Genomic DNA, 18,794 nt, shown 5'->3' on the forward strand with positions numbered 1-18,794 from the left:
GCCCCCGGTGAGGGGGAAGGCGTAGCGACACGAAGTGCGCGAAGCCTGGGGGTGAGCTACTGATGGATGCCCGGCTGCTCGACTACTACAACCGCGAGCTCACCTACATGCACGAGCTCGGGGCCGAGTTCGCGCAGCGCTATCCCAAGATCGCGGGCCGCCTGGGCATGCGCGGCATCGAGGTCAGCGACCCGTACGTCGAGCGCCTGCTCGAAGGCTTCAGCTTTCTCACCGCACGCATCCAGCTCAAGATGGACGCGGAGTTTCCGCGCTTCTCGCAGCGGCTGCTGGAGGTGGTGTACCCCAACTTCCTCGCGCCGCTGCCCGCGATGGCGGTGGTGCAGATCGACGGCAACCTCAACGAAGGCTCGCTGAAGGCCGGCTACGAGCTGCCGCGCCACACCATCCTGCGCGGGCGCATGATCAAGGGCGAGCAGACGGCATGCGAATTCCGCACGGGCCACGCCGTCACGCTGTGGCCGGTGCGTGTTGCCGAGGCCGGCATCGGCCCGGTGCCGGCGGAGATCGCGCACGCCATGCCGGCGGTTGCGCGGCAGGCGAAGAGCGCGCTCACCATCCGGCTCGAAGCGGTGGGCGGCGCGCGCTTCTCTGAAATGCCGCTGGAGCGGCTCGAGTTCTTCCTCTCGGGCGCCGAGCTGCATGCGCTGCGCGTGCTCGAACTCGTGGCGCACCATGCCGTGGGCACCGTGTGCCGCAGCGGACCGGGCAGCACCGCGCGCATCGTGCCGCTCGGCGACGATGCCATCCGCCACGAAGGCTTCTCGCCGGACCAGGCGCTGCTGCCTTACGACGCGCGTTCGTTCCAGGGATACCGCCTTCTGCACGAGTACTTCGCGTTCCCCGACCGCTACCTTTTCTTCAGCGTCAACAAGCTTCGCGCCGCAGCGCAGGCCATGGGCGGCACCACGATGGAAATCGTGATCCTGCTCGACCGCGCCGATGCCGACCTCGAGCGGCTGGTCGACGCCAGGCATTTCTCGCTGTTCTGCACGCCCATCATCAACCTCGTGCCGCGCCGCAGCGACCGCATTCCGGTGGGCCCGGGCCAGCACGAGCACCATGCGGTCATCGACCGCACACGGCCGCGCGACTTCGAGATCTTCACCGTCGAGCGCGTGACCGGCCACATGGCCAACGGATCGGAAGAGCGCGAATTCCGGCCCTTCCTGGGTTCGTTCGCGGCGGACGACGGCGACTTCGGAGCCTACTTCTCGCTGCGCCGAGAACCGCGGCTGGTGTCGGACCGCGCCCGCGCACAGGGCACGCGCACCAGCTACACCGGCAGCGAGGTGTATGTGTCGCTGGTCGACCAGCACGACGCGCCATTTCCGCACAGCCTGCGCCACATCACGCTCGACGCGCTGTGCACCAACCGCGACCTGCCGCTGCTGCTGCCGACCGGGCTGGAGTCTGATTTCACGCTGCGCGTGTCGGCGCCGGTGCGCTCGATCCGCATCCTGCGCGGCCCGTCGCGGCCCTATCCGGCACTGGCGGAAGGCGCGCTCACCTGGCGGCTCATCAGCCACCTCGGCCTCAACTACCTGAGCCTGACCGACGTCGACGCGGCGCAGGGTGCAGCCGCGCTGCGCGAGATGCTCGACCTCTATGGCAACCTGGCCGATCCGTCGGTGCGCCGGCAGATCCAGGGCGTGCGTTCGATGGCGCTGGCGCCGGTGTTCCGCCGCCTGCCCGAACCCGGGCCGATCGTGTTCGGGCGCGGCGTGGAGATCGCGCTGAAGATCGACGAGGTCGCTTTCTCGGGTGCGAGCCCGTACCTGTTCGGCGCCGTGCTGGAGCAGTTCTTCAGCCGCCACGTGTCGCTCAATGCATTCACCGAGTTCGCGCTGTCCAGCCTGCAGCGCGGAGAAATCGCGCGCTGGACCCCTCGCGTAGGCCGCCGCCCCGCCGTATGAGCGAAGAGAGCTTCACCGACGACATGGCGGCCTTGCCGGTCCGCGACGGCGAGGCTGCACAGGACACGGCCGACGTCTGCTACAGCATCCCGCAACCGCTGCAATCCACGCCGTTGCCGCGCGGCCTGCCCGAGGCCGACCCCGAGCTTTGGGCGCAACTGGTCGACCAGCCTTTCGGGCACGACCTGTTCATGCTGCTGCGCCGGCTCGACGCGCAGAGCGACCATCCGCTGCTCGGCCGTGCGCCACGCCCCATCGACGAGCCGCTGCGGCTCGGACAGGAGCCATCGATGGCCTTCGCGCCGTCGAACGTGGCGGGCGTCGATGCGTCGCAAGACGGTCCGCCGCGCATCTCGATCTACGGCTTCGGCCTGTTCGGTCCCAACGGCCCGCTGCCGCTGCACATGACCGAATACGCGCGCGAGCGCAAGCGCCACCATGCCGACGACACGCTGAGCGCATTCGCCGACCTGTTCCATCACCGGCTCATCTTGCTGTTCTACCGGGCCTGGGCCGACGCGCAGTCGGTCAACAGCCTCGACCGCCCCGACGGCCATCGCTTCGTCGACTACGTCGCCAGCCTCATGAACATGGGGCAGCCGGGCCTCAAGGGGCGCGACCGCATCGCAGACCATGCGCGCACTTTCATGGCCGGCCACCTCGTGCGCCAGACGCGAAACCCCGAGGGCCTGATCCAGATCCTGCGGCTCTATTTCGACGTGCCCGTGCGCATCGAGGAATTCGTGAGCGACTGGGTGCGCATCGACGAGCGCCAGCTCAGCACGCTCGGCCTGTCTGGCCGCAACCACCAACTGGGCGGCGGCGCCACCGTCGGTATCGCGGTGCGCGATGCGCAGAGCAAGTTCCGCGTCGAGCTTGGTCCGCTGTCGCAGCAGGAGTTCCAGGAGCTTCTGCCCGGTACCAGGCGGCTGCAGCAGGTGGTCGACTGGGTGCGCCAGTACGTGGGCATCGAGTTCGCGTGGGAGCTGCGGCTCGTGCTGCGCAAGCAGGATGCCCACGGCATGCAGCTCGGCGGCAGGCAGCAGCTCGGCTGGGGCAGCTGGCTCGGCACGCGCCTGCAGGACACCGACGCGGGCGACATGGTGTTCCAGCCCGAGGCTTTGTTTTCCCGTTCCGCATCGGCGGCTCCCATCGACTCGATCCAATGACTGATATTCGACGCGTCTCGCTCTTCTCCAAGCTCAACCCGATGCTCTACAAGGCATTGGAAACCGCCACCGCCTTCGCCAAGCTGCGCGGAAATGCCTACGTGGAGCTGGTGCACTGGCTGCACCAGATCCTGCAGCTGCAGGACAGCGACATGCTGCGCATCATCAAGCGCGCGGGCCTTAACCTCGACGCGGTCGAGAACGACCTGGTGCGCGCGCTCGACCGGTTGCCGCACGGCGCCACGTCGATCAGCGACATCTCCGAGCATGTCGACAACGCGGTCGAGCGCGCGTGGGTCTATGCGAGCCTGCGCTTCGAGGCCACCTCGATCCGCGGCGCCTACCTGCTCGCGGGCATCATCAAGACGCCGGGGCTGCGGCAGGTGCTGTCGGGCATTTCGCGCGAGTTCGACAAGATCGTGCCCGACGTGCTGGTGGCACAGCTCGCGGCGTGGACCGAAGGCTCGCCCGAAGACGACTACGACGTGGCCGCCGCGCAAGGCGTGCCGGCCGTCGCGTCCGCGAATGCGCACCAGGGCGAGGGCCCGCCGGCCGGCGGCTCCGCGCTGGCCAAGTACGCAAGCGACCTCACGGCCAAGGCCCGCGCAGGCGAGCTCGATCCGGTGTACGGCCGCGACGACGAGATCCGCCAGATCATCGACATCCTCATGCGGCGGCGCCAGAACAATCCGCTGCTGACCGGCGAAGCCGGCGTCGGCAAGACGGCGGTGGTCGAGGGACTGGCCTCGCGCCTCGCGGCCGGCGACGTGCCGCCTTCGCTGAAGGACGTGTCGCTGTGGGTGCTCGACCCCACGCTGCTGCAGGCCGGCGCTGGCGTGAAGGGTGAGTTCGAGCAGCGCCTGCGGCAGGTGATCGACGAGGTCGAGAAGAGCCCGAAGCCCATCGTGCTGTTCGTCGACGAAGTGCACACGCTGGTGGGCGCGGGCGGAACCGCCGGCACCGGCGATGCGGCCAACCTGCTCAAGCCGGCGCTCGCGCGCGGGCGGCTGCGCACCATCGGCGCGACCACCTGGTCTGAGTACAAGAAGTACATCGAGAAAGACCCGGCGCTCACGCGGCGCTTCCAGACCATCCAGGTGCACGAGCCCACCGAGCCGAAGGCGGTGGTGATGCTGCGCGGCATTTCGGCCGAACTCGAGAAGCACCACGGCGTGCTCATTCTCGACGCCGCGCTCGAGGCGGCCGTGAGCCTGTCGCACCGCTACATTCCCGCGCGCCAGCTGCCCGACAAGGCGGTGAGCCTGCTCGACACGGCATGCGCGCGCGTGGCACTGAGCCAGCATGCGCTGCCGGCCGCCATCGAAGACCTGCAGCGACGCATCGAGGTGCTGGGCATAGAGTCGGGCATTGCGGGGCGCGAAGCGGCCATCGGCGTGGGCGAGCACCAGCGCGTGGAAGACATCGCGGCGCAGGTTGCATCGGCGCAGGCAGAGCTTGCGCTGCTGGAGACGCGGCGCGTGGAGGAAAGTGCGCTGGTCGAACGCATCGTGGCTCTGCGCAAGCAGCTGTCGCCCGCGGCGGTGCCACAGGCACAGGCTGACGATGCGCAGGAAGATGCACAGGCATCGGATACCGAGCCTGCGAAGACCGCGGAAGAGATCCGCGCGGAACTCGCCCAGGCGCAAGACAGGCTCGTGCAACTGCAGGGCGAGTCGCCGCTCATTCTTGCGGCGGTCGATGCGCAGGCCATCGCCACCGTGGTTGCCGACTGGACCGGCATTCCCATCGGCCGCATGGTGCGCGACGATGCGCAGTCGGTACTCAAGCTCGGCGAGATCCTCTCGGCCCGCGTGGTCGCGCAGCCCGATGCGCTGGAGACCATCTCGCGGCGCATCCGCACGGCGCGTGCGCGCCTGGACAACCCCAACAAGCCCGTCGGCGTGTTCCTGCTGTGCGGCCCTTCGGGCGTGGGCAAGACCGAGACCGCGCTCGCGCTGTCTGAAGCGTTGTACGGCGGCGAGCAGAACCTCGTCACCATCAACATGAGCGAGTTCCAGGAGTCGCACACCGTCTCCACGCTCAAGGGCGCGCCGCCCGGCTACGTGGGCTATGGCGAAGGCGGCGTGCTCACCGAGGCCGTGCGACGCAGGCCCTACAGCGTGGTGCTGCTCGACGAGATCGAGAAGGCGCACACCGACGTGCACGAGATCTTCTTCCAGGTCTTCGACAAGGGTTGGATGGAAGACGGCGAAGGCCGGCACATCGACTTTCGCAACACCGTGATCATCATGACCTCCAACGTCGGCACCGACCTGGTCATGCAACTGTGCGAAGACCCGACCCTGCGGCCCGATCCCGAGCCGCTGGCCGCTGCCCTGCGCGAGCCGCTGCTGAAAGTGTTCGCGCCCGCGCTGCTCGGCCGCCTGGTTGTAGTGCCTTATTACCCGTTGCACGCGGAAGCGTTGCATCGCATCATCCGCCTTCAGCTCGACCGCATCGCCGCGCGCCTGCAGGCGAACCACGGCATTGCATTGGCTTACGAAGACAGCGCGGTCGAACTGGTCGCAAGGCGCTGCACGGCCATAGAGTCGGGTGGCCGGATGATCGACGCGATCCTCACGCACACGATCCTTCCGCGTCTGAGCGAGGAAGTCATCGGCGCCACGGTCAGTGCGCGCAAGCTCGCCGCCGTGCGGCTGAGCGCGGCGGGAGACGACTTCCACTACGAATTTTCCCAAGCCGAACGCTGAGAGCGCACGGCGGGCCAAGAAAGGGAGCAGCCATGGACCGTATCGTCATCGCCCATACCCCGCTCGCGGAAGACCAGCTCATGTTCCGTTCGATGAACGGCACCGAAGGCCTGTCGCGGCTCTTCGAGTTCGAGGTCGACCTGCTGAGCCCGAGCGCTTCGATCGACCTGCAGTCGGTGCTGGGCAAGCCGCTTTCCCTGGAAATCAAGACGGCCGGGGCACCGCGATTCCTTTGCGGGCAGGTGGTGCGCTTCTCGATGATCGGGCGCGAGGGCCGCACCTCGCGCCATACCGTCTATCGCGCCATCGTGCGCCCCTGGCTCTGGTATCTGACGCGCACGAGCGGCTATCGCATCTTCCAGAACAAGACCGTGGTCGAGATGCTCGAGGAGGTGTTCGCGGACTACAGCTTCGCCTTCGAGAAGAAGCTCACCGCTTCCTACCGCCAGTGGGAGCACTGCGCGCAGTACAACGAGAGCGACTTCGCGTTCGTGAGCCGCCTCATGGAGCTCGAAGGCATCTACTACTACTTCAAGCACGAGCAGAACGAGCACACGCTGGTGCTGGTGGACGATATCGGCGCGCACGAGCCGATGCCTGGCTACGAGACCATCGACTACTTCGCGTCGGACCGCGACGTGACGGAAGACGTCGAGGTGATCGACGACTGGCGCGTGACCGGCGAGGTACGCACCGGCCGCTATACGGTCGACGACTTCAACTTCACCACGCCTGGCAGCGACCTGACCAACGTGCGCTCCCAGCCGCAGCCGCATGACCATGCCGACTACGAAATGTACGAATGGCTGGGCGAGTTCACCAACGCCGGCGAGGGCGAGCACTACGCGCGCGTGCGGCTCGAGGAGGCGCAGGCCCTGGGTGAGCGCAGCGAGGGCCACGCCACGGTGCGCGGCATGGCGCCGGGCTACAAGTTCAGCATGCGCGGTTCGAGCCGCGAGGACGACAACCGCGAGTACCTGATCGTTTCGGTGACGTATGCGCTGCGCGAGGGCGGCTACGCCTCGGGCGTCGAGCCGGGCGAGTACGGCTTCGGCTTCGTGGTGCAGCCCACCTCGCTGCCGTACCGCGCGCCCCGGGTCACGAGTGTGCCGCGAACGAGCGGCCCGCAGACGGCCGTGGTGGTGGGGCCCGAGGGCAAGGAGATCTGGACCGACCAGTACGGCCGCGTGAAGGTGCAGTTCCGCTGGGACCGCAGCGGGCGGCGCAACGAGAACTGCTCGTGCTTCGTGCGCGTGTCGCAGGTCTTCGCGGGCGACGGTTTCGGCGCGGTGTTCACGCCGCGCATCGGGCAGGAGGTGATCGTCGATTTCATCGGCGGCCTTGCCGACCGGCCGATCATCACGGGGCGCGTGTACAACCCGCGCCACATGCCGCCCTTCGATCTGCCGGGCGAGGACACCAAGAGCGGCTTCGTCACCCGCTCCACGCAGGGCGGCTCGCCGGCCACGGCGAATTCGCTGGTGTTCGAGGACAGGATGGGCGCCGAGTTCGTGGCGCTGCATGCCGAGCGCAACCTGAACGTGTCGGTCGAAGCCGACGAGACGCACGACACCGGCGGCTCCCGCACCACGGTGATCGAAGGCCCCGACGTGCTCACGGACAACACGCTGCGCGACGCGACCGTCAACGGCCCCGACACGCTGGAGGTCAACGGGCCGCAGACCATCACCATCAACGGGCCGCAGACGCAGACCGTCAACGGCCTGCAGACCGAGACCATCAACGGCCCGCGCGTGGACACCGTGCTCGCCAACGAGATCCGCACGGTGGTCGCGGGCCGGCTGGATACGGTCACCGCGTACGAGACCGTCGTCATCAACGGCGTGCGCAGCGAGACCGTGCACGGGCCTTCGAGCGTCACGGTCGACGATGCGCGCGAGGACACCTTCAAGTCGACCTGGACGCGCGAGGTGACGGGGGCGTCCACCGACACGCTCAAGGCCGGCCTGACCGAGACGATCACCGGCACCCACAAGTCCACCGTGAGCGACGCCTACGACGGCGAAGCCAAGACCGTGACCATCAAGTCCACGGGCGGCGACGTGGTCATCACCGCGTCCGGCGACATGACGCTGGAAGCCAACTGGGTGAAGAAGATCAGCCGCGAGCTGCATTGGGATTCCGCGCCGGTGCGCCTGTCCAACACAGGCATCAACGTCAACTTCAACGCCATCGCCACCAGCAGCAGCGGCCTGGCCAACTTCAACAACCTCGTGCAGGTCTCGACCAACGGCGCACGGCTGGAATTCTTCGGCTTCGGCTATGCCTTCGGCCTCTATGCGACCACGCAGACGCTGGCGCAGACCGCCAACAAGGGCTATGACATCGAGATGGGCGAAGTGGCGCTGTACTTCAAGCTGCTGACGGGCTTCGCCTGATGCCATCATGAGCGCCGGCGACTACTGGTACCTGTTCATCCTCATTCCGGCAGCGGTGCTGACGGTGTTCGTCGGCGGTGCGGTCGGCATCATGAAATTGCAGCGCATGTCGAACGACGCGGTCTCCGGCGCGGGGCGTAGCCAGCATGTGCTGCGCGTCGGCCTGCCGACCACCGCGCGGGTGCTGGACGCGAACGACACCGGCACTCGCGTCGACCGTATCTTCATCATCACGCACCTGCGGCTGCAGGTCGACGCGGCAGGCGCGGTGCCGGGCTTCGAGACGAGCATCGACGTGCCGCTGAGCCCGGTCAGGCTGCCGCAGTTCGCACCGGGGCAGATCGTCAAGGTGAAGGTCGATCCGGCAACGCATCACGTGGCGATCGACCAGCCCCGCCAATGAAGACCGTCAAGCCGTTCCGCCTGAGCGTCCTCACGAGGCCGCAGCGCTGGCGCGGCAACGACATGCTCGGCGTGGCGGTGCTGGGGCTGGTGAGCCTGGAGGACGATCCCAGGCTGATGCCCGAGCAGGAGCTCTGGCAATTGGCGGCCGAGGACATCGGCCCCGGCAACGTGCTCGACCTGGGCATGCCCAAGCACGAACCAGAGTGGCTCGCCAGCGGCCATGCTTACACCGCCCACCAGGCCGACAGGACGATGTGCGCGGTGAAGATGGTCGTGGCCGGCAGCGAGAAGCGCCTTCATGTGTCCGGTGATCGCTATTGGCTCGACGGCCGCATCACGCCGCCCCAGCCCTTCGACAGCATGCCGCTGGACTGGGCGCATGCGTACGGCGGCGCGTCGGTGCCGCAGAACCCGCAGGGCGTCGGCAGCGCCGACGAGATCGTCAACGGCGTGCGCACGCGCCGGTTGCCGAACGTGGAGTCGCCCGATGCCCGGATGTCGGCGCCCGGGCGTGCCGTGCGGCCCGCGAGCCTGGGCGCGATTCCGCCCGACTGGCCGCAGCGGGCGCAACTGCTCGGCCGCTCCTACGACCAGCAATGGCTGCAGACGCAGTACCCCGGCCCCGCTGACGACATGGACTGGCGCTACTTCAACGCCGCGCCACCCGACCAGCGCTGGCCCGGCATGCCGGAGCTGCCCGCCGGTGCGCCCTACGAGATCTGGAACATGCATCCGGACGAGCCGGTGCTGCGTGGTGCGCTGCCGCGCTGGCGCACACGCTGCTTCGCAAGCTGGCACGCTGACGGCAGCGAACTGCAGGAAACGCCGCTGCGCCTGAGCACGGCGTGGTTCTTTCCGCATCGCCGGCGCGTGATCCTGATCTGGCACGGCAGCTTCGCCATTGCGGAAGACGACGCCGCCGACATGAAGCACATCATGCCGGCGCTCGAACTGGAGAACGAGGCGAGGCCGCTCGCGCACTACCAGTCGGTGCTGCAGCTGCGCCTGGACCCCAAGTCCGCCGTGCATGCGGTGCGCGACAGCGACCTCGTGCCCAAGGCCGTCATGGGCGCCTGGGCCGGCGACCGGCTGCCGGACGCTTCCGCCAAGCCTTCGGTTCGCAACCAGCGCGCCGGCCAGTTGCGCGCGCACGAACAGGAGCGCGCCCGGCTGCTGCGCGAGGGCCTGGACCCCGACAAGCTGCTGCCGGAGCCGGTGAAGATCGAAGGATCCCTCATGCTCGACGACTTGCCCGAGTACAGCGAACGCATGGAAGCGGAGATCGCCCGCACGCGCGAGGACCTCAAGACGCGCAGCGAGCAGGCCATTGCCGCGTCGCGGCACGACGGCAGTCCGCCGCCGGGTCCGCCGCAGCGCAACCGCTTCGACCCCGACAAGGTGATCGCGGAACTCGCCCGGCTTGAAGCGTTCGACGAGCAGGTGCACAGGCTCCCGCCCGAAGCACAGGCCGGCGCCAGGGCAGATGCCGCGCAGGCGCGCGAGCGCATGGCCGCGCAGATCCGGCAGGGGCACCTGTACACCGCGCACCTGCTCGATGCCGCCCCACCCGCATCGAGCTTTCGCACCGCCAAGCTGCGGCGGCGCCTGGGCCGCGCCGAAGCCGGCCGCCGCAACTTCGCGCGCATGAACCTGATAGGCGCCGACCTGTCGGGCATGGACCTGAGCGGAGCCGACTTCAGCGGCGCCAACCTCGAAGACGCCAACCTGCAGGGTGCGCGGCTGGCGGGTTGCAACTTCACGCAGGCGGTGCTGGCGCGCGCGCGGCTGGAGCGCGCGGTGCTCTCCGACTGCAGGTTCGATCACGCCAACCTGGGCGCGGCCCTGTGCGACGGCGCCGACTTCAGCCGTGCCAGCCTGCGCCATGCGAACTGCAGCAAGACCGTGTTCCGCGCCTGCGCCATGGGCTCGGCCGTGTTCGAGCAGACCCATGTGCACGAAAGCATCTGGCAGCAGTGCGATCTGCGGCAGTCCCGCTGGCTGCAGGTGGCCATGATCAAGATGCGCTTCGAGGACGTGTCGTTCGAGGAAGCGTCGTTCCGCCAGATGGGCTGGATCGAGTGCACGCTGGCCGGTGTGTCGTTCGCGCGCGCCTCGCTCGATAGCTGCGGCTTCACCACATTGGCCGGGCATGAAGGGCTCGACTTCACCGGCGCTACGCTGGTGTCGAGCAGCTTCGGGCACCGCAGCTCGCTGGCTGGCGCGGTGCTGCGCGACGCGGTGCTCAGGCACTGCGGCCTGCGCGGCGTGAACCTGGCCGGTGCCGACCTGCGCGGCGTGCAGCTCGAAGGCTGTGATTTCTCGGGTTGCGACCTGCGCGGCGCGCAGCTCGACCGGCTGGCCGGCGGCGAGAGCCTGTTCATACGCACCGACTTCACGGGCGCCTCGCTGGCGGGCGCGAATTTCATCGACAGCAACCTGTCGAAGTCCGACCTGCGGCTGGCCGACCTGCACGATGCCAACCTGTTCCGTGCCGACGTGTCGCAGGCCTTCATCGACGGCACGACGCGCCTGGACGGCGCCTATACCCACCATGCCAAGGTGCTGCCGGCCCGGCGCGCCGTACCTGAAGATAGATGACGCGCGACGAGCTGCTGGACAAGATCCGACATGGAGTGACCTTGACGAACCTGGACTGCAAGGGCTGGGACCTGAGCGGGCTCGACCTGTCGGGCGCGGTGTTCGAGCGCGTGGACTTCAGCGGCTCGCTTCTCGCGCACGCCAGCCTGGAGGACGCCACCCTGTCGAACTGCACATTCGCGCAGGCGGACCTTCGCCATGTGCGGCTGAAGGACGCGCGGCTTTTTCGCAGCCGGCTCGAAGCCGCGCGGATCGACCATGCATTCGTGCAGGACGTCGCGTTCATGGAGTGCGCGCTCGACGATGCCGCGTTCGACGACGCGCACGTGGAGCGCGTTTCCTTCTTCAAGTGCCGCATGCACGGCACCCGCATGCGCACGCGCCAGCTCGACCGCGTGACCTTTGGCGAATGCGAGATCGACGGGCTGGACTGCACCGGGGCCTCGCTCACCTTTGCGACCTTCCTGCGCGCGAACCTGCGCGGCATGGTGCTCGCCGGTGCGCGTTGCGAGAGCACGACCTTCATGGAGTGCGACCTGCGCGGGATGCGCTTTGCGGCGCAGGAGCTGGTGCTGTGCCAGTTCACCGACAGCCGGATGGACGAGGTGGACTTCAGCGACGCGGTACTGACGCAGAGCAACTTCAAGGGCGCAACGCTGAACGCGGCGCGATTTGCGGGCGCGAACGCCTGCGCCACGCTGTTCCCGCAGGCGCAGCTGGCGGGCGCGGTGTTCACTGGCGGGCGCTTCGACCAGTCGATCTGGGCCGATGCAAAGGCCGAGGGCGCGGATTTCAGCGATGCATCCTTCGCGCTGAGCGTGTGGCACCGAGCGCGTTGCGCCGGCGCGACTTTTGCGCGCGCCGCACTGCAGGATGCAGACTTCTCCCATGCCGACCTGACGCGGGCAGACCTTCGGGGCGCGCAGTTCCTGCGCACGCGCATGCATCGCGCGCTGCAGGAGGGGGCGAAATTCTCGGGGCGCGGCGGTCTCATCGAACAGGACGTGGAACTGCACAAGGCGCAGTCCTGGTCCGACACGCGCGGCGGCCGGCAGGCCCCGGGATGATGCGGGGCGAGCGCAGGAACCCCATGCAAGCAACGCAAGCACTGAAAGAAAGGAAGAAAACGCCATGAACGTCGTCGCACTTCATGCAGAGCCGCCCTCTCGTGCGCAAGCACAGGAGCCGGTCCACTTCATCGGCCGCCTGGCCGGCTTTCGCGCCGATGGCCGCATCCTCGTGGAGGACGAAGCAGGTGCCACCTGGGCCTGCCGTCGCGCGGCCAGCTGCCTGCTCATGCCCCGCACCGGCGACACGGTGATGCTCAGCGGTCCCGACCGGCTGCGCGTGTACCTGATTGCTGTGATCGAACAGGCCGATCCATCGGCCAGCCGCATCGAGGCCGCCGGCGACCTGACGCTGGCCACGACGCGGGGCGGCAATGTGTCGATCGAGAGCGATGCCGACTTGCGTCTGCAAAGCGCCGCCATGCTGCAAATGCAGGCCGAGTGCGCCGAAGCGCGATTCACGCACTCGCGCCTGACCAGCGAAGCCGCCGATGCGACGATCGGTCATCTGCGGCTGGTAGGCAAGGTGTTCGAGAGCGTGGCCGACCGCGTTGTGCAGATGGCGCGCAATGCGCTGCGGCTGGTGGACGAGACCGACCGCGCGCGCGTGGGCCATCTCGACCAGGAGGCCACGGGCACGGTGCGCCTGCACGGGCAACACACGGTGGTGACCGGCCAGGAACTGGTCAAGGTCGACGCCGCGCAGATCCACATGGGCTGAAGACGAAGGAGACCCGCATGTTCGGAAACTGCCAGCTCATGGGCATGGACTTCGCGATTCCCGATGTCTGCAGAACGCCCGTTCCCTTTCCCTTCCCGAACTTCGGCATGGGCTTCATGGCCATCCCGAACGCCTGGAACATCCTGTACATGGGCATGCCCGCCCACAACATGGCGACCTTCATCCCGATCACGCTGGGCGATCAGCCCGGCGCGCTCGGCGGCATGATCTCCCAGACCTTCATGCAGCAGGCGCGCCACATCACCGGCGCTTTCACGATGCTGCTCAAGGGAACTCCGGCCACGCGCATGACCAGCATCACCACGCAGAACCGATGCAACATCGTCGGCCTGCGGCTGGTGCCGAGCCAGTTCAAGGTGTTGATACTGGCGGCCTGAACTCCACCGGCGGTGTTCTTGTTGCCGTGGCCGTTGTGGTCGCGGCCCCCGCCAGCGTCACCTGCTGCGGAAACCCCACCCACACGGCCAGCGCCGAGTAGTTGTCCTGCGTCTCGTCCGCCTTGGCCTCGGCCGCGCGGCGCAGCAGCGCGAGCCATTCTTCCGCGCTGTCGGCCAACTGCAGCGAGCGCTCCATCACCTGCTGGGAGATCAGCTGCCAGAGCCCGTCGGTGCACAGCAGGAACGCGTCGCCGTCGGCCAGGCGCTGCGTCGCGGTGATGGTGGCCTCTGCTGCGGCGCGCGCGCCGAGGGCGCGATACAGCAGATTGGTCTTCACCAGGCGCTCGCCCCCGTTGTGCTGGCTCGCGGCGGCGTCGCCTGAGCGTTCCGACAGGCTGTGGTCTTCGGTGCGTTGCATCAGCGCGCCACGGCGGAACCAGTAGAGGCGGCTGTCGCCCACGTGGGCCCAGCAGGCCTGGTTGCTCGCGCGGTCGACGAACAGCGACACGAAGGTCGCGCTCATGCGGCTCTGGTCGGCGAGTTCGCGCTGCTTGGCGAGGATGGCGTCGTTGGCCGCCTTCACACAGCGCTGGATGTTGTCGGCGGCCAGCGACGGGTCGTCGACGAAGGTGTCGAGCGCGGTGTCGACCGCGATGCGCGAAGCCAGCTCGCCGCCGGCGTTGCCGCCCACGCCGTCGCTCACCACGAAGCAGCCGTTGCGCTCGTCGAGGTGGTAGCCGATGGCGTCCTGGTTGCCGCTGCGCTCGCCCACGCAGGAAAACTGCGAGGTCGAGATCGGCACGGCGAAGGACGACGAGGAAAAGCGGGCGGCTTCAACCACGGCGCGCCTCCTTCAGTCGTTCCATCTCCTTGTCGTAGGCCTGCTGGAAGGCGCGGCCGAAGACGGCCTGGAAGTCGTCCTCGACGGCCGACGTGGTCTCGGCGTGCAGTGCCTGCAGCTGGCGCCACAGGCGCGCCTCGCGTCCGCCGGGCAGCAGCTTCTCGCCGATGCCGCCGTCGTGCGGCGTGTCGCGGCTGAGCGCCGCGGGGTCGAAGCGCTGCAGCAGCGTGAGCAGCGCGGCACGCATGCCGGCGACCATGCCGAGCTGGTGGGACTGCAGGTCGCCGAGCGCGTCGTGCACGGCGGCCTCGGGCGGCAGGAAGCCGGGCATGCGTGCGCCGAACATCTGCATCAGCACCGCGCGGCCATTGGGCAGGATCTTGAACGGGTTGTTCTCCTCGTCCACGATCATCGTGATCTCGGCGCGGACCTCTCGCTTGAGCATGGCGCGCGAGGACAGCAGCTCGATGGTGCCGTCGGTGAAGGCCCGCATGATGCGGCCCAGGCGCTGCATGGCTTCGATGTCGAGCGGTTGCTGGCCGGCGATCTCGGGCACGCCTGCGCCTTCGAGGAAAGCCTTGAAGAGGGCTTCGGACGACGACAGGTCGGTGGTTGGCGCAATGGGCTGCGGTGATGGCGCGGTAACGGCTGCAGGCGGCGGCGAGATGGCGGCAGCTGGCGTGACCGGTGCGGCGACCACTGGCGGTGGCGCGGGCGGCGGTGGAGGAGGGGGTGGCGGAGGCGCCTGCTCGATCTTCTCCACGGCGACGGCAGGTGCCGGCGCAGGCGCAGGAGGCGGCGCGGGCACGGGCGCCACCGGCAACGGCGGACGGAACTGTGCCGTCACCTCTCGCGCATGGTTCGAATGGCTGTACCCCGGCACGGCCGGCTTGTTGTTCTGCAGCAGGTCGAGCGCGGGATGCACGTCGCCGGGCAGCCCTGCGTCGTGTTGCGTCAGCGCGGTCGGGCGCGGGTCGGACAGCGGCGAATGCGCGCTGTCGTCGGCCGTGAAGAAAGAGAGCGGATCGACCCCGCGCTTGAGCGCGATGCCGGACATGTCGTGGGCCGCCTGCGGGTTCATTTCCGCGAGCGGGTCGACCGGGTTGCGGCGCGCCTGCGACGGCAGCTCGAAGGGCTCGTGCGCCATCGGGTCTGGCATAAGCGCGGGCGTGCTGTCGATGCGGCGCGGCGCGTTCGCGAGGATGGCGTCCCAATCTTCGGCGGAAGGAATCTGCGACGAGGCTGGGGCTGCCTTCGGCGGTACCTGCACGGGCATGGGTGGCGGGGGCGGTACCGGCGCATGCACTTGAACAGCAGGCGAAGGAGGTGGCGGCTGCACGGGCGCGCGTGGCATCGGCGGCGGCATCGCCACGGTGGGCTGCGTATCGCCGATGGGCAACGCGCCTTCGCCGAACAGGTCGGAGAACACGTCGGAGCCTGAAGAAGCCGGCAGCAAGGCATCGATGGGCGCGGACGAAGCCGGCGCTTGCGCGAACGGCTGTGGCGCCTGCATCGAAGAAGGAGGGAGAGAGGGTGGGGGCTGCAGTGGTGCAGCCACCACGGCCGGCGCAGCGCGCAGCGCGCTCGCGGCCTCCAGCACGTAGCTGCCGATCGCCACGCGGTCGCCATCGGCCACGCGCGCTTCCTGCTCATGCACCAGCGTCTGCCCGTTGACGCTGATGGGCAGCACCGCGCTCATGTTGCGAAGCACCGCCGCGCCGTCTTCGTCGAAGCGCACCGTGGCTTGCAGGCGCGAGATCTGTCGCTGCTCGTCGGGCAGCACGAGGTGGTTGTCGGGGCTGCGCCCGATCGTTCCTCCGGGTGCGGCCAGCAGTGCCGAGGGGCCCGAGGCCACCGGCTTGCCGGCATGTTCGATCACCGTCCAACGCATGGCATCTCCATGTTCTTGTGGCGCCCGCGCAAGGTGCGCAGGGCGCGGGGACCGGCGTGGCCGGTCAACGCTTCATTCGCTTCGCGGCTTCGAAGGCCGGGCCCCACACGGGGTGCTTGCGCTCGGCCACGTTGAGGTCGAAGCTCGGGAAGGCGTCGAGGATCTTGCGGAACTGCGCGCGGCACTCGGGCACCTGGTTGGCCACGCAGTAGCTGAAGGCTTCGAGCTTCATCGCGTCGAGGCGCGTGGCCGGCTCCGCGCCTTCGAACACCGACACGCCTCCGCTCTTGAGCGTGCTGATGGCCTTGGCGTAGTCGCCTTCGTCATAGGCCTGTTGCGCGCGCTCGAGGGTCGTGCGTGCAACCTGCTGGCTCAGGCGCTCGGGTTGCGGTGCGGGCTCGGGCGGCGGCGGGGTCGTGCAACCCGTTATCACGCAAAGTGTGAACGCCAGAGCAGGCAGACATGACTTCAATCTTCTCTCCTACTTTGCGAAAGCAATGTTTGAGGCAGTGTGCCGCAGTGTTGCGACAACGACGCGATGCGCATCGTGGATGCGCATGACTTCGATAATATAGGCCGCGAACCAGCCGGGGAGATCTCAATGCATCGACGAAGCCTGCTGCAAGGCGCACTTGCATCCACACCGTTGTTGGCGGGCCTCAGTGGATGCGCTTCCACAGCCAAGTCCTTGCCCACGCCCTATGCCGTCACAGTGCGCATCGACGACGGCGTGAACCCCGACGGACGCGGCCAGGCCGCACCCATCCTGGTGAAGGTCTTCGAGCTGAAATCTTCCGGTAACTTCGAGACAGCAGACTACTTTGCACTACAGGATCGCGACCGCGAGACGCTGGCTGCGGAACTCGTGAACGCCGACCAGGCCATCATGCGCAGCGGCGAAGAGCGTGTCTTCAAACGCGAGGCGGGTCTCGATTCACGCGCCATCGGCATCATCGCGGGCTATCGCAAGCTGGAAGCCGCGCGCTGGCGCATCGTGCTGCCGCTCAAGGAGCCAAAGCAAACAAACCTGTACAAGGTCTGGCAGTTCTCTCCGAGCGAACAGGCTGTGCAGGTCGTGGTCCGCAAGAGTGGCATCGAGGTGCTACCAAGTCGTTAATTTTCTGTACTCCCTAGTACGAAAGTGCGAGAAATTCGCGCTCGAAATGCGGGGCAAATCGTAAGACGCGCCGTGTAGCATCGGAGCAAAAAAATCGTTCGATGGGAGGGCGTCCGTGCATGCGCCTTCCGCTTCCATGTGAGCACTCCCAGGAGGTCTTTGGTGACAGTTCGCAATCAGGGCGCTGGAAGAAACGGCGCTCATCCGCAGGCGTTGGCGAATAGGGTGGTGTGGTCCGAAGGCATGTACCTGCGGCCCCAGCATTTCCAGCAACTGGAGCGTTACGTCGAGCAATACGTGACGCGTCGCACTGCCGGCCTGCAAGGCGCTTATTGGGGTTGGCTGCATCTCGAGATAGATCGCGATGCCTATGCGCTCGGCCGCGTGTCGTTGCTCGGCGGCGCAGGCGTGCTGCCCGATGGCACGCCGTTTTCCTTCGGTGCTGAAGACGCGCCGCTGCCTTATGAAGTACCCAACGACCTGACCGATGAACTCATCGTGCTCGCACTGCCGCTGCGCAGGCCAGGCAGCGAAGAGGTCATCTTCTCGGAGGACGAAGGTTCGGCCGCGCGCTTCGGCGTGATCGAGCGCGAGGTGAACGACGGCAACGCGGTCGCGCTGGGCCCGGCGGTGCTGCAGCTTGCCGCGCCGCGCCTGCGCCTTGCGCGCGCGTCTTCGCTCACTGCCGAATGGCAGGCCATCGGTGCGGTGCGCGTGATCGAGCGCCGCACCGACCACAAGCTGGTGATCGACGCCAACTACATTCCGCCGGTGCTCGATGCTTCCGCGCACACCATGCTGCGCAGCATGATCGCGGAGCTGCACGGCCTGCTCACGCAGCGCTCCGAGGCACTGGCCTCGCGGCTGTCGCAGCCGGGGCGCGGCGGCGTGAGCGAGGTGTCCGACTTCCTGCTGCTGGAGCTGGTCAATCGCTATCTCGCGCTCACGTGGCATGCGCAGCAGGCGGTGCAGGTGCATCCCGAGCAGCTGTTCATCGACTGGCTCAAGCTGGCCTGCCACCTGGCCACGCACACTTCGCCCACGCGGCGCCCGGTGCTGTGGCCGGTGTACGACCACGACAACCTCAACGAAAGCATTCGTCCTTTGATGGAAGAGCTGCGGCGTTCGCTGTCGGCCGTGCTCGAGCAGAGCGCGATCGCCATCGAGCTCGAGGAGCGCAGCCACGGCGTGCGCGTGGGCCGCATGCCCGACCCGGTGCTGGTGCGCAACGCGGGCTTCGTGCTCGCGGTACATGCCGACCTGCCGGCCGACGCCATCCAGCAGCGCTTCCCCACGCAGGTGAAGATCGGCTCGGTCGAGCGCATTCGCGACCTCGTGCAGCTGCAGCTGCCGGGCGTGACGGTGCGTCCGCTGCCGGTGGCGCCGCGGCAGATTCCGTACAACGCGGGCTACCACTACTTCGAACTCGACAAGAGCGGCGACATGTGGCGCCAGCTCGAGAAGTCGGGCGGCGTGGCAATGCACCTGGCCGGTGACTTTCCCGGGCTGGCCATGGAGTTCTGGGCCATCCGTCCGTGAGGGA

General features: G+C 67.9%; 14 protein-coding genes. 11 read left to right on the forward strand and 3 right to left on the reverse strand.

Translation table 11 applies throughout. The features are described 5' to 3' along the window. The first annotated feature begins 62 nt into the window (after positions 1-62). The 9 genes from tssF (at position 63) to ACWV14_RS01520 (ending at position 13,402) form a co-directional block, all read left to right on the forward strand. Entirely contained in the window at positions 63-1,934 is a 1,872-nt protein-coding gene (tssF, locus tag ACWV14_RS01480) for a type VI secretion system baseplate subunit TssF (protein WP_454902063.1), read from the forward strand. Then, positions 1,931-3,103: a type VI secretion system baseplate subunit TssG gene (tssG, locus tag ACWV14_RS01485; RefSeq protein ID WP_454902065.1), complete on the forward strand. Its 1,173-nt coding sequence runs from the start codon at positions 1,931-1,933 to the stop codon at positions 3,101-3,103. Before tssF ends, tssG begins: the two co-directional genes overlap by 4 nt. Beyond that, positions 3,100-5,814 carry a type VI secretion system ATPase TssH gene (gene tssH, locus ACWV14_RS01490; RefSeq protein WP_454902067.1) on the forward strand — a complete coding sequence of 905 codons (2,715 nt, stop codon included), beginning with the start codon at positions 3,100-3,102 and terminating at the stop codon, positions 5,812-5,814. Before tssG ends, tssH begins: the two co-directional genes overlap by 4 nt. 32 nt (positions 5,815-5,846) lie before the next feature. Then, on the forward strand, positions 5,847-8,213 hold the full coding sequence (locus tag ACWV14_RS01495) for a type VI secretion system Vgr family protein (RefSeq protein ID WP_454902068.1): 2,367 nt from the start codon (positions 5,847-5,849) through the stop codon (positions 8,211-8,213). Between the two features lie 7 nt (positions 8,214-8,220). After that, positions 8,221-8,616, forward strand: coding sequence for a hypothetical protein (locus tag ACWV14_RS01500; RefSeq protein WP_454902070.1), 396 nt, complete (start codon positions 8,221-8,223; stop codon positions 8,614-8,616). Beyond that, positions 8,613-11,216: a DUF2169 domain-containing protein gene (locus ACWV14_RS01505; RefSeq protein WP_454902072.1), complete on the forward strand. Its 2,604-nt coding sequence runs from the start codon at positions 8,613-8,615 to the stop codon at positions 11,214-11,216. Before ACWV14_RS01500 ends, ACWV14_RS01505 begins: the two co-directional genes overlap by 4 nt. Before the next feature lie 35 nt (positions 11,217-11,251). Then, entirely contained in the window at positions 11,252-12,283 is a 1,032-nt protein-coding gene (locus ACWV14_RS01510) for a pentapeptide repeat-containing protein (RefSeq protein WP_454905984.1), read from the forward strand. A 64-nt stretch (positions 12,284-12,347) separates the two neighbouring features. Continuing rightward, on the forward strand, positions 12,348-13,004 hold the full coding sequence (locus ACWV14_RS01515; protein WP_454902074.1) for a DUF3540 domain-containing protein: 657 nt from the start codon (positions 12,348-12,350) through the stop codon (positions 13,002-13,004). A gap of 17 nt (positions 13,005-13,021) precedes the next feature. Then, a complete protein-coding gene (locus ACWV14_RS01520; RefSeq protein WP_081268122.1) occupies positions 13,022-13,402 on the forward strand; it encodes a DUF4150 domain-containing protein in 381 nt (126 codons plus the stop codon). Here ACWV14_RS01520 and ACWV14_RS01525 read toward each other — a convergent pair. The 3 genes from ACWV14_RS01525 to ACWV14_RS01535 form a co-directional block, all read right to left on the reverse strand. Then, positions 13,377-14,243 carry a PP2C family protein-serine/threonine phosphatase gene (locus ACWV14_RS01525; protein ID WP_454902076.1) on the reverse strand — a complete coding sequence of 289 codons (867 nt, stop codon included), beginning with the start codon at positions 14,241-14,243 and terminating at the stop codon, positions 13,377-13,379. The genes ACWV14_RS01520 and ACWV14_RS01525 overlap by 26 nt on opposite strands. Then, positions 14,236-16,134 (reverse strand): type VI secretion system-associated FHA domain protein TagH, encoded by a 1,899-nt coding sequence (gene tagH, locus ACWV14_RS01530; RefSeq protein ID WP_454902078.1) that lies wholly within the window; start codon positions 16,132-16,134, stop codon positions 14,236-14,238. The genes ACWV14_RS01525 and tagH overlap by 8 nt, the downstream gene beginning before the upstream one ends. A 64-nt stretch (positions 16,135-16,198) precedes the next feature. Then, positions 16,199-16,567 (reverse strand): TssQ family T6SS-associated lipoprotein, encoded by a 369-nt coding sequence (locus ACWV14_RS01535; RefSeq protein WP_454902080.1) that lies wholly within the window; start codon positions 16,565-16,567, stop codon positions 16,199-16,201. 105 nt (positions 16,568-16,672) lie between these two features. Here ACWV14_RS01535 and tssJ point away from each other — a divergent pair, with 105 nt between their 5' ends. Next, positions 16,673-17,251, forward strand: a complete 579-nt coding sequence (tssJ, locus tag ACWV14_RS01540) for a type VI secretion system lipoprotein TssJ (RefSeq protein ID WP_454902082.1) — start codon at positions 16,673-16,675, stop codon at positions 17,249-17,251. Between the two features lie 243 nt (positions 17,252-17,494). Further along, the gene (gene tssK / locus ACWV14_RS01545) at positions 17,495-18,790 is read left to right on the forward strand and encodes a type VI secretion system baseplate subunit TssK (protein ID WP_422088821.1); all 1,296 of its coding nucleotides are present in this window, start codon (positions 17,495-17,497) and stop codon (positions 18,788-18,790) included. Positions 18,791-18,794 lie beyond the last annotated feature (4 nt).

This window comes from Variovorax durovernensis (assembly GCF_977011995.1).

What these genes read in the sequence shown, in the direction of transcription:
- tssF (WP_454902063.1), top strand. Translation starts at nt 63, where the DNA reads ATGGATGCCCGGCTGCTCGACTACTACAACCGCGAGCTCACCTACATG.
- tssG (WP_454902065.1), top strand. Translation starts at nt 1,931, where the DNA reads ATGAGCGAAGAGAGCTTCACCGACGACATGGCGGCCTTGCCGGTCCGC.
- tssH (WP_454902067.1), top strand. Translation starts at nt 3,100, where the DNA reads ATGACTGATATTCGACGCGTCTCGCTCTTCTCCAAGCTCAACCCGATG.
- ACWV14_RS01495 (WP_454902068.1), top strand. Translation starts at nt 5,847, where the DNA reads ATGGACCGTATCGTCATCGCCCATACCCCGCTCGCGGAAGACCAGCTC.
- ACWV14_RS01500 (WP_454902070.1), top strand. Translation starts at nt 8,221, where the DNA reads ATGAGCGCCGGCGACTACTGGTACCTGTTCATCCTCATTCCGGCAGCG.
- ACWV14_RS01505 (WP_454902072.1), top strand. Translation starts at nt 8,613, where the DNA reads ATGAAGACCGTCAAGCCGTTCCGCCTGAGCGTCCTCACGAGGCCGCAG.
- ACWV14_RS01515 (WP_454902074.1), top strand. Translation starts at nt 12,348, where the DNA reads ATGAACGTCGTCGCACTTCATGCAGAGCCGCCCTCTCGTGCGCAAGCA.
- ACWV14_RS01520 (WP_081268122.1), top strand. Translation starts at nt 13,022, where the DNA reads ATGTTCGGAAACTGCCAGCTCATGGGCATGGACTTCGCGATTCCCGAT.
- tagH (WP_454902078.1), bottom strand. Translation starts at nt 16,134, where the DNA reads ATGCGTTGGACGGTGATCGAACATGCCGGCAAGCCGGTGGCCTCGGGC.
- tssJ (WP_454902082.1), top strand. Translation starts at nt 16,673, where the DNA reads ATGCGCATCGTGGATGCGCATGACTTCGATAATATAGGCCGCGAACCA.
- tssK (WP_422088821.1), top strand. Translation starts at nt 17,495, where the DNA reads ATGTACCTGCGGCCCCAGCATTTCCAGCAACTGGAGCGTTACGTCGAG.